This window comes from Micrococcus porci (assembly GCF_020097155.1).
GTDB classification, from domain to species: Bacteria; Actinomycetota; Actinomycetes; order Actinomycetales; family Micrococcaceae; genus Micrococcus; species Micrococcus porci.
Genome location: NZ_CP083691.1, coordinates 353,143 through 367,636, shown reverse-complemented (window position 1 = coordinate 367,636; position 14,494 = coordinate 353,143). Strand labels below are relative to the sequence as shown.

Here is a 14,494-nt window from a genome sequence, read left to right as displayed (position 1 = left end):
GAGATGAACTCCCCGCCGTTTCCGAGACCCGGCCCGCATTGTGGGCGAGGACCACTGCGGCGGCTCGCAGGTCCAGCTCGTCCCGGGTGTTCCAGAAAGCGTGGAAGGCGCCCGCCGTCATCCGGCGACATTCGTCACCCTCTCCCAGGCGCGGGCGGGCCCGTGAACGTCTGCACCGTCTCGTGCCTCCGCGACGCCCCGATCAGCACGGCGCGGCCGGGGGGCAGCCGCTTCGGGCGGAGCCCGTCGAACAGCACGCCCTCGGAGCGGTCGCCGCTGAACATCAGGGTCACCGCGTCCTGGGACACGAGGGACGCCAGGAACTTCTCGTACAGCCCACGGGAGGCGCCCTTCATGCGGCGGGTGAGGAACACGTGCAGCTTCAGCTCCCGTGCCATCGGCAGGTACGGCAGCAGCGGGGCCAACGGGGAGTCCCCGGCCACGGTGAGCACGTCGTAGTCGTCCACCAGCACCACGATCCGCGCCTGGCGCATGGGGCCGGCGTCCTTCGGATCGGTGGACTGCCGCTTCTCCAGCTCGGAGACGAGCGCCCGCGCGAGGGGCACGGCCACGGTCGCATTGCCGGCGTAGCCGGCCATGTACGCGTCCGGGATGACGCCCTTGAGCTCCCCGCGCGGATCGAACACCACGAACATCATCTCGGTGTCCGCGTGGGTGTCCATGAAGTGCCGGGCGAACTGCCGGAGCATCGAGCTGCGCCCGGTCTGCGCGTCGCCGAGGGCCACCACGTGACGCTCCCGCCCGTCGATGTCCAGCGAGCGCACGGACAGGTCGTCCTCGAGCAGGCCCACGGGAAGCCGTCCCGGGTCCTCCAGCTGCTCCAGGGGCGGCCGCTCGGTGGTCGGCGGCAGCACGCGCACGGCCATCGCCTCGCCGCGCGCGGACTCGGCGATCCGCTGCACCGTCTCGGCGAGCCCCTCCGCCGCGGTGCCCGGGTCCGCGGCGCCGTCGACGCGCGGCAGCGCCACCTGGCCGTGCAGGCGGGTCGACGCCAGGCCTCGGCCCGGCGTGTCCTCGCGGACCTCCTCGGCGGCCTTGCGGTCGATCGCCGAGTCCGAGGGCGTGGAGAGCCGCAGCTCCACCCGGTGGGTGAAGAAGGTCTGCTGGGTCGAGCGGATCTCACCCTGCCGGGCGACCGTGGTGATGATGTGGATGCCGTATGCGGCGCCGCGGGAGATGAGGCCGTTGAGCACCGGCGTCAGATCTGCGAACTCCTCGTTGACCTGGCCGTATCCGTCCAGGACGAGGAACACGTCCGCGCTGCCGAGATCGGGCAGGGAGCCGTCGGCATGGCGCCGGCGCAGGGTGGTCATCGAGTCGATGCCCTCCGCCTCGAACAGCTTCTCCCGCAGGGTGAGCATCGCGGACACCTCGCGGAGCGTGCGGGTCACCATCTCCCGGTTGGTGCGGATGGCGACGCCGCCCACGTGCGGCAGCCCCTGCAGCGGAAGGAGGCTGGAGCCGAGCAGGTCCACGCAGTACACACCCACCTGCTGGGGTGAATGCGTCAGGGCCAGGGAGGTCACGATGGTCTGCAGCAGGGTCGACTTGCCGGACCGCGGCCCGCCCTGCACGATCAGGTGCCCCGAACCGGACGCGAAGTCGAGCATCCACAGGCCCTGCCACTGGTGCTCCGGGTCGTCGATCAGACCGATCGGCACCTCCAGGTCGCCTCCGGCGGGCAGGCGCAGTCCATGGTCCGTGACGGCGACGTCGCCCGCCGCCTGGTCCAGGGTGAGGGCCTCCGGCAGCGGTGGCAGCCACAGCGGCTCCACGGGGGAGGGGACCTCCCGCAGCCGGTCCATGAGGGTCTCCATGATGGTGGGCCGGTGGTCCTCCGGCTCCTCCATGACCTGGGCCGCACCTGCCCCGGAGGACAGCTGCGGCTCGGCCCCCTCCGTCGGCAGGACGAGCTGGAGCCCGTAGTCGGGCACAGGCAGGGCGGGGGGGACGTCGTCGTCCGCGGTGAGTACGCGCTCCTGCTCCGCACGGGCCGCCGCCTCCTCCTCGAGCGGGGAGGAGACGTAGCCGGAGCGGAACCGGGTGTACACCGAGGTGTCCACCTTGAGGTAGCCGAAGCCCGGCAGCGGCGGCAGGTGGAACGCGTCCGCGGTGTCCAGGACAGTCCGCGACTCGGACTCCGAGAGGGTACGCAGCCCCAGCCGGTAGGAGAGGTAGGTCTCCAGGCCGCGCAGCCTGCCGGACTCGATCCGTTGGGAGGAGAGCAACAGGTGCACGCCGATCGAGCGGCCGATGCGGCCGATGGACAGGAACAGGTCGATGAAGTCCGGCCGCGCCGTGAGCAGCTCGCCGAACTCGTCGATGATCACGATCAGGTGCGGCAGCGCCTCCACGCTGCGTCCCTGGGCCAGCTCGCGCTCGCGATGCACCTGGTAGTCGGTGATGTTCGCCAGGTTGCCGGCCGCCTTGAGGACCTCCTGGCGGCGCAGGATCTCGCCGCTGAGCGAGGCGTAGACGCGTTCCACCAGGGACAGGTCGTCCGAGAGGTTCGTGATGATGCCGGCCACGTGCGGTGCGCCGTGGAACGGCGCGAACGTGGCGCCGCCCTTGAAGTCGACCAACAACAGGGACATCCGCTCGGGCGCGTGGGAGGCCAGGAGCGCGAAGACCAGGGCACGCAGCAGCTCGGACTTGCCGGAGCCGGTGGCGCCCACGCAGAGCCCGTGGGGGCCCATGCCCAGCTGCGCGGCCTCCTTGAGGTCGAGGTGGACGGCGTCGCCCCGGTCGTCCTCGCCGATCGGCACCCGCAGGAACTCGTCCTGGCCGCGGGGCCGCCATCGGCGCCGCAGCTCCTCCAGGGTCAGCTCGGGGGACAGCCCCAGCATCTGCAGGAACGTCTGCGTAGAGGACAGGTCGTCCTCGGCGTGTTCGAGGGAGTCGGCGCTGAGCCGCAGCGGCTGCAGGTCGGTCGCCACCCCCAGGGCCGTGGCCGCGTCGAACGTGTCCAGCCGGCCGTGGGAGACCGTTGGGCGGCCCTCGTCCTGCCGGGCGTCGTCGACCTGGAACTCGGCCGCGCCCGTCACGTCCGTGCCCCCCGTGGCGGACAGGCGCAGGCGCACGTCGGACGGCTCGTCCAGCCGGTCGGAGACCAGGGTGATCAGCGTGATGCCCCGCGAAACCAGCGGAAGGTGACTGCCCTCGAGCGGCAGGCCCGCCGCCGGCTCCCCGTGGGAGTCCACCACGATCACCAGGCGGGACAGCTCCGTCGCGGCCCGGCCGTCCCGCGTGGACGCGCGCAGGGTCTCGGCCGCGATGCCCGCGCGGCGGGCCAGGTCGGCGCGCAGCATTCGCATGAGGTCGTCGGCGTCGGCGGCCACCAGGAGCCGGTTTCCGGTGGGCGAGGCCGCGTCCGCGACGCGGGCGTGCGGGAGCCGGTCGAACCACGGCCAGTCCGCGCGGCGCTCCGGCGGCACCAACAGCGCCACCACCAGGTCCTCCGGCGCCTGCTGCACGCACGCGCCCAGCACGAGGGAACGGGCAGCGGTCAGACCGAACTCCCGGGGACCCACTACGGCCAGATTGCCCAGGGAGTCCAGCGGGAGGCTCACCGGCATGTCGTCCGTGGTGCGGAACCGCGTGGCGAGGGACTCGGCCTGCTTCAGCATGAACTCGTCCTGCACCTGGGTCGCGTTGTCCTGCACGGCGACCCGCAGGGCGCGCACCGGTCGGGCGCCCAGCCCCACCCGGGTCTGCAAGAAGTCCTCGTCCGTGCGGCGGCGCTCCCACAGCCGGTCAGGGCGGCGCACGACGTCGAGGAGCGCCCCGGGCGGCGGCGCGGCGGAGGCGGCGATCGCGCGGGCCTGCTCGTCCTCCGCGATCAGGCGACGGCGCTGGCGGTCGAGGTAGCGCGTGTACGTCTCCCGGAGGGTCGTGCGGCGCCGGCGGGCCTTGCCGGCCTGCGAGCCGTACAGGATCAGCATGGCGGTGAGGGTCACGACCATGGCGAGCGCGCCCACGGCCGCGAACGGGGACTGGCGGAACGCCATCATGGTCAACATGGAGGCCGCCGCAGCCACCATGGGGACGATCATCAGCAGGTTCGGCCCGGAGCCCTGGTCCATGGCGGGGTCCACGGGCTGGGGGCCCGTGATCACGTCCTCCGGCAGGAGGCGGGCCGGCGGGACCGTGCGGCCGGGCCGGTGAACCAGGCGACGGGTCATGCCCGTCCCCTCGGGCGCGCGGTGGAGCCGGAGCGCACAGGCGGACCCGCCGGGTGAGCCTCGGCGGCCGCGTCCACCGCCTCGTCCTCGGCGGTGTGACCGGACTGCGCGCTGCGGGCGGTGGCACGCTCGAGGAGGTCGGCGGCGAGCTCGGCCGCCACGGCGCGGGAGCGGGGGAGCATGAGGCGTGGCGTGACGGACACGCCCGTGTCCAGGTGCCGGTCGAACGGGACCACATGCACGGGGAACCCGCGCCGGCGCAGGGCCGCCGCCGCGTCCCGGGCGTCCGCGTTGGTGCGGGACCGGTGCTGCACGACGGCGACCACCACGTGCGGCTCGGGGGTGCGCCGGGTGTGCTGGCCGGTGGCGGTGAGGAAGTGCAGGGCCTCGTCCACGGCGAGGGCGTCCGCGGGGACCACGTGCAGCACGGCGTGGGAGGACGCCACGGCGGCCGCGGTCTCGACCGGGAGGTGCCCGGCCGCGCAGTCGCTGAGGGTCACGGGGAAGAACCGTGAGAAGCCCGTCAGCAGGCCGGCCACGTGGTCCTGCGGGAGCACCTGCCGCGTGGTCCGCGCAGCCGTGTGGTAGACGCGGTGGGGGGAGGCCTCGAGGGGCGCGAGGAAGTCCGCAGCACCGCCCGTGCCGTGATCCCGGATGTGCTGGGCCACGCGATCGGCCGTGGCCGCGCCGCGCTCACCGGGGCCTGCGCCCTCGCGCTCTGCGGCTTCGCCGCCCTCCCCGCCGTCCTCGGCGTCGGGACCGTCCACGAGGGGCCCCAGGCGCAGCCGCAGCGCGCCGTGCCCCGGGTCGAGGTCCACGGCACCGATCGGCTCGAGCCGGAAGCGTCCCAGGGTCTGGGCGAGGACGGCCGTGAGCGTGGTGCGGCCGGTGCCGCCGCGGGAGGAGGTCACGGCGATCCTCCGCCCCGTGCCCACGGGGGCCTGGAGGCGGACGGCGGCCTCCTCGAGGCGCCGCAGGTCGGTGCTGCGGTGGAAGGCGTGCCACACCGCGTGGGGGGCGGACTGGGCCGGGTTGCGGGCCGCGCGGCCACGCAGGCGCCGGTCGGCGTCGTGGGCGAAGGACTCAGTGCGCGTCATCAGAAGGTCTCCAGCATCGCGGCGTAGAGGCCGACGTAGCCGACCAGCAGGGGGATGAGGGCCACCACGGCGAGGGTCTCGAGGGTGGTGGACAGGCGCCGGGCGCGCGCCTGGACGTGGGGCGGGACAGTGACCACCTGGAGCGCCACCAGGAGCACGGCGATGACGGCGAGGGCCACCAGCAGGGGCACCGCCAGGGCCGGGAACGCCGTGGAGGTGAGCCGCACGGTGCACCACAGGCCCCAGGCCGCCGTGAGCAGTAGGGGCGCGCGCTGCAGGGTGAGCGGGAACGCCTGGGCACGCAGCCACACGGCGATCGTCAGGACCGCGCTGAACGGCACGGAGAACGCCGGCTGCACGATGTCGTCCGAGATCCACCAGAAGGAGACCGCGATCGACGCCGCGCACAGCAGCACGCCGAGCACCATGGACCGGTGCGCGGTGGCGACGGCGGCCGCCACGTCCGTGCGCAGCAGGCGGGCCCCGGCGGACTCCTGGTCGTCCAGACCGGCCAGGCCGGCGTGGGAGACGGCCGCCTGGGCCAGCACGGAGAGCACGAGCAGCGCGACGACGGCCGTGAGGGCGCCGACCGTGACCGGGACGGAGGCCGTGCGCTCCCCGATCAGCCAGCCCGCCGCCGTCGGCCCCGCAGCCCAGGCCCCCGTGAGGACCGCGAGCACGCCGGCGGCGAGGACCAGCGGCCGCCTCTGCCCGCTGACCTGGGCGGCCAGCAGCAGGAGCGCGACGCCACCGCAGAGGCCGATCAGGACAGCGGGGGCGAGCGGCATGGCACGCACCGCCATGAGCCACCAGTGGCCGTTGAGGGCGATCACGGCGCCGGCGCCGAGCAGCGTCAGGGCCACGGCCCGGCGCCGGCTCCACACGGACACGCCGAGGGACGCCAGCAGCAGGCCGGCCCCGATGCCGAGCCGGGCGAGCGCCGAGGCCTCGTCCGGGAGGCCGACCGTGAGCTGCACGGCCGCCCACCACCCCAGGAACACGGCTACAAGCCCGAGCACGGTGAGCCGCGCGCGCTTGCCCCAGCGTCCGCGGGCGTCGGTCTGTGCCGCCACGGTGTCGTGGAGGTCGTAGACGATGGGCGCATCCGGCGCCGTCGTGGTGGCCGCCACACGGAGCGTTTCCCCGTCCAGGACCCCGGCGAGTCCCAGCGTGGTCTCGGGGGCGAGCTGGGCGCCGGTGTCCCGGTAGAGGGCCCGCACCGCCGGCTCGCGGCCGGGCTGCTCCGCGAGCAGGGAGAGGATCTGCGGCATGAGCACCCCGACAGGGGTGTCCGAGGGGAGCAGGACGTCCGCGTGGCGGCGCTCGCCCAGCAGGGTGACGCGGGAGTACTTCGTGGCCATCAGGGGGTCACCTGCCGTTCGTCGTCGAGCTCCTGTTGGGCGCGCTCCCGCTCCTCCTGGCGCTGCTGCTGTTCGATCTGCTGCTGCTGGCGCTGCTGCTCGACCTGCTCGCGGTTGTCCAGCCATGCCGTCAGGATGGAGATCACCAGGGAGACCAGGACGCACAGCGCGCAGATCACCGCTGCGAGGACGGCACCGGCCACGTACAGCCGCCCCCGGCCGTGCCATCGCTGCTCGGTGGGGTTGGTGCCGTGGGTGAGGGCGGTGAGGAGGCGGTGCCGCCGCACGGTGACCGCTTCGATGAGTTGAGCGTCGTGGTCCATGCTCACGGTGGTGCCCCCTGTCTGTCCCTGGCCAGAGTAGCGCCTGAGAAGAGCGGTGCAGGGTCAGGGGCAGGTCAACGCGGCGTCAGTCTTGACAGACCCCCCGGGTCCTCAGCAAGGTCCTATCCGTGCACAGGCCTGGCACACCGACTGCTGGGCCCGTTGCACGGACCGCGGACGCGCCACCCGGCGCGGTGCGCCGGTGGGGACGACCGGCGGCGTGCACCAGCGGGATCATGCACCGACCAGAGGAGAAGAGCCATGGGATTCTCGCTTGAGATGACCGACATCAACGTCTTCCAGAAGGCCAACACCGAGAGCGCCGTCTCCGGCGAGGAGCTGATGCAGGAGATCGAGAACCTGCGCACCGGCGTGGAGGCCCTCAAGGAGACCTTCAAGGGCCAGGGCGCCACCTCGTACAACAACTTCATGGTGGCCGTGAACGACGCGCAGAACCAGCTGGCCGAGGCCCTCGGCAAGATCAACGTGGGCCAGGCCGACGTGTTCCAGGCCTACGTCACCCAGGAGGACGAGCAGGTCAGCACCAACGAGCCGGCCGTGTCCGAGGCCCAGTCGTTCTCCTTCCCCCGCTGACCCGACCCCTTCGCACGCCCACGTGATGCCGCCCCGTTCCGGGGCACCGATTCCAGGAGACCAGCATGACCATCCAGTACGACTCCGCCGCCGCCGCCGCCTACGAGGACGAGGTGCTCCGCATCGCCTCGCGCATCGAGACCATCCTCGGTGACCGTGAGCAGCAGAAGCGCTTCGTGGCGGACAACTACCAGTCCACGGACAACGACGCCGACTACGACGTCATCGAGCAGACCTGGCTCGAGGCCGGTCAGACCGTGAAGGAGCTCGTCGACCGCGCGCGCACCCTCATGGAGGAGAACGACGAGATCGCCGCCGGCGCGCACCAGAAGGCCGGCAACCACATCGCCGGCATGCGCGCCTGACTCCAGGCCTGCATGCCACAACGACGCCGGCCCGTGTTCTCGTCCAGTGAGGGCAGGACGCGGGCCGGCATCGCATGCACAAGGAAGCTTGCGGGGAAGGTAAGGGGGCTTAGAACGACATGACATTTGCTCTGAACGAGCCTGAATACGTCGCTGTGATCGACAGCGTCGACGGTGACCTCGGAACAGTTGAACTCAAGGCGCGAGCAGTCACGACGGAGGTCGATGAACTGCTGGGTATTTGCCTCGACTCAGACGTGACGTCAGCGCTGACACAGTTCCGCGATGATGCCCTGGACAAGGCACTTCGAGCATTGACGGAGTCGGCGCGGGCAGTGGTGGACTCCGGTCGTGCAGTGGCGACCTCCTATCGCGAGTTCGACGCAGAGGTTGCCAAGCGGGCGACCGCGGCGGAGCTGGGGAAGTGATCGAATGACGACGTCCTACGTGACCAAAGTGGGCATGAGTGAGTGGGAGTCCGCCGATTCCATGGATCAGCTGGCTCATGGCGTCACTGTCGCGGCTTCCTCGCTGGCAGAGGTTGTCTCTGACCAGGATGCCACGTGGCAGAGTCTCGGGAACCACTACGAGGGCGATGGCGAAGGCGACCTGGTGAACGGCTTCTTCGTGCCGGTCGAGAACGCGGCACGCGTCGTGCTCGCTGCCGAGGCCCTCGATAAAGCATTCCTCGATTTCTCGAATGCACTTCGAGGGCTCTGGGCGGACCGCCGTGTCTTCGAGACCGAGGTGGACACGTACAACTCCATGTACGGGGCACAGGCGATTGAAACGCTTCCTCCGGGTGTGGACTCATGGAGGGCGGCCCTGGCCAGCATGCCGGCAGACCTGGAGCGCCGGTATCAGCAGGCTGCCTCCACCTGTGCGAGTGCCGTTCGGACCATCGACATCGAGGCTCTCGACCTGGATAGCGTCAGTGAGGGCCGGCCCGGTCAGTTGGGCCGTGAGATCGTGGCGGAAGCGGCGAAGAACGCCCTGCCACTCGACCCGGAGAATCCTTCGACCTCGGCCCTGGGGCTTCTTGATGTCGCCCGTGTGCGCGAGCCGTGGTTGCGGTTCGACGATGTGATTCCCGAGACCTGGCAGGCGCGGTTCATGGGGCTGAACGTCGGGCCGCTGGGAGCTTCGGTCTACGCCGGGGGAGCGGCCATGGTGCGGGCGGCGCAGACCCGAAGCTGGGCCCCACTGCGCAACGTCCCACTCGCGATGTCGATGACGATGCGGAACTACTCCAACGATATGGCCGCGCTCGCCTTACGATACGAGGATCCGCGCAAGTTCCGCCGGCCGACATGGCCTGCCTTCAAGTCGCAGTTCTTGGACGGGCTCCCGGTCACCGGTTTCATCCGCTCGACGGTGCCGTTGTGGGGGAAGCGCACGCCGGCGACGGTGGGTGCCCCGGCTCCGGCCATGGCGGGTGCCTACCGGGTCGAGTCTCGCGGCGCGTTTCGTCTCAATGCTGGCGTGAAGGGCCTGGGTGCGGCGGGCACGCTGGTGGGCGCCGGTCTGACCTACCGAGATGAATATGATCAGCAGCTGCGTGAGAACCAGGCGGAGACTCCAGGAGCCTCTCGCGAAGAGGTGGAGTCCGAGGCGCGGCAGGACGCCGGAGCCCAGACGGCGGGGAACGTGTTGAGCACGATCGCGGTCTCTGCGGGGACGGGAGCCCTGGCCGGTTCGGTTCTTCCGGGGCCGGGGAATGTCGTGGGTTTCGCTGCCGGGGTTGTCTCGGGTGTCGCGATGGCGGTGCCCGTCAAAGACACCGATGGGGACGGGCAGAAGGATAGTGTCGCCGAGGTGGCCGGCGATCTCGCCGAAGGCGCCTGGAACTGGATTCGAGGGAGATGACGGTGAGCGATCAGAACGCGGTCCTGGTGGAGTACGTGGATCCGGATGCGGTCTCGTTGCCGTTGCGGGTGAGGGCCCGGTCGGAGGTGTGGTGGCCGGCGTTCGTGGTCGCGGTGGTGTTGTGGGTGTTGTTCGTGATGATCCTGCTGGGGCTGCCGCCGGTGCTGTTCGAGGATCCCTCTGCGATGCTGGTCCTGTTCCGGTGGCTGGCGGTGGTGGGGTTCATTCCGTTGAGCGTGTACGTGGCGTACACATGGATGGCATGGCGGCGCCCTCGGCATCTGATGGTGGATGAGGAGGCGGTGTGGACGGATTCCTGGCGTGTGGCGTGGTCGGATGTGGAGGAGATCTGGCTGAATCCCACGCATGGTGAGGCGCCGGACAAGAAGACGCAGGTGGGGTTCATGGTGCATGAGCGTGCGTGGACGGATGAGCTGCGGCGGGGGAATCGGTGGGATTCGGGGTTCCCGTTCGGGTTGGGCGGGATGAAACCGCGCCACCGGGTCATCCAGACGCAGTTCGCCACGGATCCGCCGATCCAGTCGTTGTTGCCGTTGTTCGAGCGGTTGCGGGCGAGGGCGCATGGGCAGCCTCCGGAGCGAGAGAAGCTGTGGCCGGGGCAGGAGCCGTGGGACGGCTGGGTCGGCCCGTGGAGCTGAGTCTTGGGCGCTTCCTCCTCGAGGTGCCGGATGCCTGGGCGTCGGTGCCTGCAGAAGTCGCGGGGCGGGACGATGTCTTGGTCTTCGACATCAGTCCGGAGACGGCACACCAGGGTCATGAAGTCGTGCATCCGACGGTCGCCCTACGCCATTTCACTGAACCTGCAGACGGCAATGTGGCCTCTGCGTCGTTCCGAGAGGCGTTTCTCGGTGGTCAGGAAGTCGTCGAGGGGTTCCTCCTCCTGTCTTATGAGGCGTTCTTCACCGGCCGTGGCTTGCCCGGACGGCGCCATCATGTGATCGGTTGGGAAGAGGACCTCGTGTGGCACAGCGTGCGCTGGTACGTGGGTTCAGGGGCCGAGATCGTTGAGCTGACGCTGACGGCGGAGGCGGGGGCCGACCTGGAGATCTGGGGCGGGCAGTGTGATCGGATGATCCGCAATGTTGTGTGCCAGGGGGCGCCCGAACCAGCATCGAACCTCTGTTGGCCCGAGGTTCCCGCGGATGTGAGAGCTCAGGACTCCTGGGAGGTCGTGACCGAGCAGGGCCTGAACCCGCCGTGGCTGGAGAGCCTGCGGGCTGGGTACGACGCGGTCCAGGAGCAGGCCCCGTGGTCAGCATGGGCGAGGGAGCCCTCGCTCGAGCAACGCCGTGTGCTTGAGCAGGAACTTCCCATTCTCAGCGGTGTGGGTGAGAGGTCGGGGCAGGGGTTTCGGATTGAGGCGTGTCTGGACGGGCGAGGGGGCGCCGTCGTCGTGGTGGTCCCCGAGGGGGAAGGCGATGGAACGAACGTCCGCAGGGGGGTGCGGACGGTGCCGGTGTCTCTGGTGGTGCCGGTGCTCCTCACCTGGGCAGGGCTGCGGGCTGATTGGTTGCGAGACGAGGTGATGGAGGCCCCGGGCGATGTGGCGCCGACGGAGATGGCGGAGCTGTGGCGGGGGCGTCGGGGCGCTGACGGAGTGGGCAGCGAGGCGTCAGCGGATTGGTGGCGCTGGTGGAACCAGGAGGGTGAGGTGGTGGCCGAATGGGTTCAGCCGCTGCACCGGGCACCGCTGGCGGTCTTCCGTGACGAGTCCCGGTGTGTGGGTGTGCCGGTGATGCCCGGAGTGCTCTATTCGGTGTTGCAGGCGACGGTCCAGGAGATTGCTGGCTCCCCTCATATGTGACCGGCAGAAGCGCTTCGTGGGGGCCATCGACCAGTCCACGGACAATGATGCGGACTACGACGTGATCGAGCAGACCTGGTTGGATGCCGGTCAGACCGTGAAGGAGCTCGTGGATCGGGCTCGCACGCTGATGGAGGAGAACGACGACATCGCCGCGGGCGCTCACCAGAAGGCCGGCAATCACATGGGACTGGTGCACGTGTAGGTGACAGTCTGACCTGACCTATGGGTCGGTTTCCAGTTGACGTCGCTAGCCGATGGTCTTCATGGAAGGCTCATCCCATGCCCCGCCCGTACCCTCCAGAGTTCCGTGCCCGGGCCATCGCTCTGGTCCGCGAAGGCCGACAGGTCAAGCAGACCGCGCAGGCCCTCGGTATCCACGAGGTCACCCTCCACACCTGGCTCCGACAGGACGACATCGACCACGGCCGCCGGTCTGGACTCAGCAGTCGCGAGTCTGCCGAACTCCGCGCGGCTCGCGGTCGCGTCCGGCAGCTCGAGCAGGAGATCGCGATCCTCCGCCGCGCTGCGACATGGCTCGACGAGGAGGGAGGAGTGGACCCAAAAGGGCGCACCCGGTGATCGACAGACTCGTCGACGCCGGAGCTCCAGTGCACACCTGCTGCCGCCTTCTGGGCGTCTCTCGCCAGGGCTACTACCGCTACCAGAAGCGTCCCACCAGCGCCACCGAGCTCCGCCGACGCTGGCTGACTGGACTGATCCGCGAGATCCACATCGCCTCTCGTGGCACCTACGGCTACCGCCGGATCCACGCAGAGCTCACCATGGGCATGAACATTCCCTGCTCGAGCCGACTCGTCTGGGTCCTCATGACCCGCGCGGGGATCGGAGGACTCCCTGGGCCGGCCCGCATCAAGCGCCTCAAGGGAGTCGCCACCGCAGACGACCTGGTGAACCGGAAATTCCATCGCCTCGAACTCAACGAACTGTGGGTCACCGACATCACCGAGCATCCCACCCGCGAAGGCAAGGTCTACTGCGCCGCGGTCCTGGACGCTTGCAGCCGCAAAATCATTGGCTGGGCCATCGACTCCAAGCAGGACTCCACCCTGGTCGTCAACGCCCTGGACATGGCCATTCGAGCACGCCAGCCAGATCCTGGAGGGATAGTGCACGCAGACCACGGAGTCCAGTTCACCTCCTGGGTCTTCACGCAGAAGATCCGCTCCGCGGGCCTGCTGCCCTCGTTCGGGACCGTGGGAGACGGCCTGGACAATGCGATGATGGAATCGTTCTGGTCGAGCATGCAGATCGAGCTGCTGAACCGGAAGAAGTGGAAGACCCGGATCGAACTCGCGAACGCGATCTTCGAGTACATCGAGGTGTTCTACAACCGCCACCGCCGACACTCCTCACTCGAGTACGCGACACCGAATGACTACGACCTCGCCCGCACCCCGCAGGCACTCGCAACCACCGGAAGCTAGTGATCGAGAGTGGAAACCAGGCCATAGGTCAGGTCAGTATGTCACCTGTACGTGCGTCAGTCCCATGAACGCGATCATCTCGTCGTGGGGCGGTCGAGCTCCGCTGCGAAAAAAGCTGAGGCTTTGCGCAGGATCTCGTTCGCGCGGCGCAGCTCGAGGTTCTCCCGGCGCAGCTTCTTGATCTCCTCGGCTTCAGCGGTGCTGAGCCCTGGGGCTTCGCCGTGATCGACGCGATCTTGCTTCCACCAGTTCCGCAGGGTGTGTGGGGAGATCCCGCCGAGGGCTTCGCCAACGGCGGTGCAGGCGACCCAGGCGGAGCACTGCTCGGCGCGGACGCGTTCTTCGATGAGCTTCAGGGCTTTTGCCTTGAACTCGGGGGTGTACTTCTGGGGCATGATCCGATCCTCCTTGAGGAAGTAGGTCGGAACGAAACCCAGGGCGCTTCAGTGGGATTCGGTGTCGGGCTGGCAGTGGGTTGGGCTATGAACAGTCAGTGGTTTGATGATGCCGATGGGGACGGGGAGAAGGACAGTGCCGCAGAGCGTGTCGGGGATGCTGTGGAAGCGGTGGTGAAGGATCCTGGTCAGGCGGCGAAGAATCTTGGCGATGGGATCAAGGATGGGGCGAAGAATGTGGCCAGTACGGTCGCGGGATGGTTCGGAGGTTGATGTGGCGCGTATGAGGACGATGTCTCGGCGACGGTTCAGGGGTCTGTCTGAGGATGAGGTGTTGGCGGCGTTGCCGTTCCGGGTGAAGGTGGGCCGGATCCGGTGGTTGTTCGGGTTGGTGATGATCCTGGGCGCGGGGGCAGTGATGGTCTACGCGTTGTTTTTCGATTCGACGGGCACGACGCCGGTGGGGTCGATCTTCAAGGCGTTGATGTGGGTGGGGTTGCCATTGATGGTGCTCTGTTTGCCGGTGTATGTGATGGGGGCGTTGTTTCCGCGGCATTTGACAATCTCGGAAGAGGGGTTGTCCACGTGGGCGTGGAAGGTGGATTGGTTGCAGGTGGAGCAGGTCGGGTACTCGGGGCATGCGGATAGGCATTCAGCACAAGCTTCGTTCCGGGTGTCTGAGGAGTTGTGGGAGTCGGGTTTGCGTGAGGCGAACAGGTGGGATTCGGGTCGTCCGTTCGGGGCGGGCGGTTTGACGAATCCGGACCCGTGGGTGAACACCCAGGCGAATCTGGTGCCGTCGGTGCGGGAAGTTGCGTCGGTTTTCGGTCAGCTGCATCGTCAGGCATGGGTGAGGAACGGTCATACTGGTGGTTTTGATGACTTCGGCCCGGTCGTTCACGGGCGGCGGGCGGTGGCGCCGAACGTGCCGGCGGAGGATGAGGCCGCATAAGGGCAGCGGTTGGCCCGTTTGACCTTGACCTGCCGGGGGGTTGGGGTGTGGTGGTGGACGGGTCAC

Annotated in this window: 15 protein-coding genes; 10 read left to right on the top strand and 5 right to left on the bottom strand. The window is 69.3% G+C overall.

Annotated features, from left to right (window positions below):
• Positions 1-134: 134 nt before the first annotated feature.
• The 4 genes from eccCa to KW076_RS01690 are packed head-to-tail and all read right to left on the bottom strand — an operon-like array spanning position 135 to position 6,989.
• The gene (eccCa, locus tag KW076_RS01705; RefSeq protein WP_224355932.1) at positions 135-4,202 is read right to left on the bottom strand and encodes a type VII secretion protein EccCa; all 4,068 of its coding nucleotides are present in this window, start codon (positions 4,200-4,202) and stop codon (positions 135-137) included.
• Complete coding sequence (locus tag KW076_RS01700) at positions 4,199-5,299, bottom strand: hypothetical protein (RefSeq protein ID WP_224355931.1); 1,101 nt, start codon at positions 5,297-5,299, stop codon at positions 4,199-4,201. The genes eccCa and KW076_RS01700 overlap by 4 nt, the downstream gene beginning before the upstream one ends.
• Complete coding sequence (locus KW076_RS01695; protein WP_224355930.1) at positions 5,299-6,660, bottom strand: EsaB/YukD family protein; 1,362 nt, start codon at positions 6,658-6,660, stop codon at positions 5,299-5,301. The genes KW076_RS01700 and KW076_RS01695 overlap by 1 nt, the downstream gene beginning before the upstream one ends.
• Positions 6,660-6,989, bottom strand: a complete 330-nt coding sequence (locus KW076_RS01690) for a hypothetical protein (protein ID WP_224355929.1) — start codon at positions 6,987-6,989, stop codon at positions 6,660-6,662. The genes KW076_RS01695 and KW076_RS01690 overlap by 1 nt, the downstream gene beginning before the upstream one ends.
• Positions 6,990-7,244: 255 nt before the next feature.
• On the opposite strand from KW076_RS01690, the gene KW076_RS01685 reads away from it, so the two are divergent.
• From KW076_RS01685 to KW076_RS01650, 8 genes are all read left to right on the top strand, one after another.
• Complete coding sequence (locus KW076_RS01685; protein ID WP_224355928.1) at positions 7,245-7,577, top strand: WXG100 family type VII secretion target; 333 nt, start codon at positions 7,245-7,247, stop codon at positions 7,575-7,577.
• 65 nt (positions 7,578-7,642) lie between these two features.
• A complete protein-coding gene (locus tag KW076_RS01680) occupies positions 7,643-7,942 on the top strand; it encodes a hypothetical protein (RefSeq protein ID WP_224355927.1) in 300 nt (99 codons plus the stop codon).
• Positions 7,943-8,061: 119 nt separating this feature from the next.
• Positions 8,062-8,370 carry a hypothetical protein gene (locus tag KW076_RS01675; RefSeq protein WP_224355926.1) on the top strand — a complete coding sequence of 103 codons (309 nt, stop codon included), beginning with the start codon at positions 8,062-8,064 and terminating at the stop codon, positions 8,368-8,370.
• A gap of 4 nt (positions 8,371-8,374) precedes the next feature.
• The gene (locus tag KW076_RS01670; protein ID WP_224355925.1) at positions 8,375-9,808 is read left to right on the top strand and encodes a hypothetical protein; all 1,434 of its coding nucleotides are present in this window, start codon (positions 8,375-8,377) and stop codon (positions 9,806-9,808) included.
• A 2-nt stretch (positions 9,809-9,810) separates the two neighbouring features.
• Positions 9,811-10,467 carry a hypothetical protein gene (locus KW076_RS01665; protein ID WP_224355924.1) on the top strand — a complete coding sequence of 219 codons (657 nt, stop codon included), beginning with the start codon at positions 9,811-9,813 and terminating at the stop codon, positions 10,465-10,467.
• Entirely contained in the window at positions 10,458-11,633 is a 1,176-nt protein-coding gene (locus tag KW076_RS01660) for a hypothetical protein (protein ID WP_224355923.1), read from the top strand. Before KW076_RS01665 ends, KW076_RS01660 begins: the two co-directional genes overlap by 10 nt.
• On the top strand, positions 11,611-11,838 hold the full coding sequence (locus tag KW076_RS01655; protein WP_224355922.1) for a hypothetical protein: 228 nt from the start codon (positions 11,611-11,613) through the stop codon (positions 11,836-11,838). The genes KW076_RS01660 and KW076_RS01655 overlap by 23 nt, the downstream gene beginning before the upstream one ends.
• Before the next feature lie 77 nt (positions 11,839-11,915).
• Positions 11,916-13,081, top strand: a protein-coding gene (locus KW076_RS01650) for an IS3 family transposase (protein WP_224355921.1) whose coding sequence is annotated in 2 segments (ribosomal slippage) — positions 11,916-12,192 and positions 12,192-13,081 — 1,167 coding nt in all. Because the reading frame shifts where the segments join, the coding sequence is not laid out codon by codon here.
• Positions 13,082-13,155: 74 nt separating this feature from the next.
• Here KW076_RS01650 and KW076_RS01645 read toward each other — a convergent pair.
• On the bottom strand, positions 13,156-13,476 hold the full coding sequence (locus tag KW076_RS01645) for a transposase (RefSeq protein WP_224355920.1): 321 nt from the start codon (positions 13,474-13,476) through the stop codon (positions 13,156-13,158).
• Positions 13,477-13,563: 87 nt separating this feature from the next.
• Here KW076_RS01645 and KW076_RS01640 point away from each other — a divergent pair, with 87 nt between their 5' ends.
• A complete protein-coding gene (locus KW076_RS01640; protein ID WP_224355919.1) occupies positions 13,564-13,749 on the top strand; it encodes a hypothetical protein in 186 nt (61 codons plus the stop codon).
• A 61-nt stretch (positions 13,750-13,810) separates the two neighbouring features.
• Complete coding sequence (locus KW076_RS01635) at positions 13,811-14,428, top strand: hypothetical protein (RefSeq protein WP_224355918.1); 618 nt, start codon at positions 13,811-13,813, stop codon at positions 14,426-14,428.
• Positions 14,429-14,494: the final 66 nt, after the last annotated feature.

Excerpts from the sequence above, each read along its gene's own strand:
- eccCa (WP_224355932.1), bottom strand. The coding sequence starts at position 4,202 with ATGACCCGTCGCCTGGTTCACCGGCCCGGCCGCACGGTCCCGCCGGCC.
- KW076_RS01700 (WP_224355931.1), bottom strand. The coding sequence starts at position 5,299 with ATGACGCGCACTGAGTCCTTCGCCCACGACGCCGACCGGCGCCTGCGT.
- KW076_RS01695 (WP_224355930.1), bottom strand. The coding sequence starts at position 6,660 with ATGGCCACGAAGTACTCCCGCGTCACCCTGCTGGGCGAGCGCCGCCAC.
- KW076_RS01685 (WP_224355928.1), top strand. The coding sequence starts at position 7,245 with ATGGGATTCTCGCTTGAGATGACCGACATCAACGTCTTCCAGAAGGCC.
- KW076_RS01680 (WP_224355927.1), top strand. The coding sequence starts at position 7,643 with ATGACCATCCAGTACGACTCCGCCGCCGCCGCCGCCTACGAGGACGAG.
- KW076_RS01675 (WP_224355926.1), top strand. The coding sequence starts at position 8,062 with ATGACATTTGCTCTGAACGAGCCTGAATACGTCGCTGTGATCGACAGC.
- KW076_RS01670 (WP_224355925.1), top strand. The coding sequence starts at position 8,375 with ATGACGACGTCCTACGTGACCAAAGTGGGCATGAGTGAGTGGGAGTCC.
- KW076_RS01645 (WP_224355920.1), bottom strand. The coding sequence starts at position 13,476 with ATGCCCCAGAAGTACACCCCCGAGTTCAAGGCAAAAGCCCTGAAGCTC.
- KW076_RS01640 (WP_224355919.1), top strand. The coding sequence starts at position 13,564 with ATGAACAGTCAGTGGTTTGATGATGCCGATGGGGACGGGGAGAAGGAC.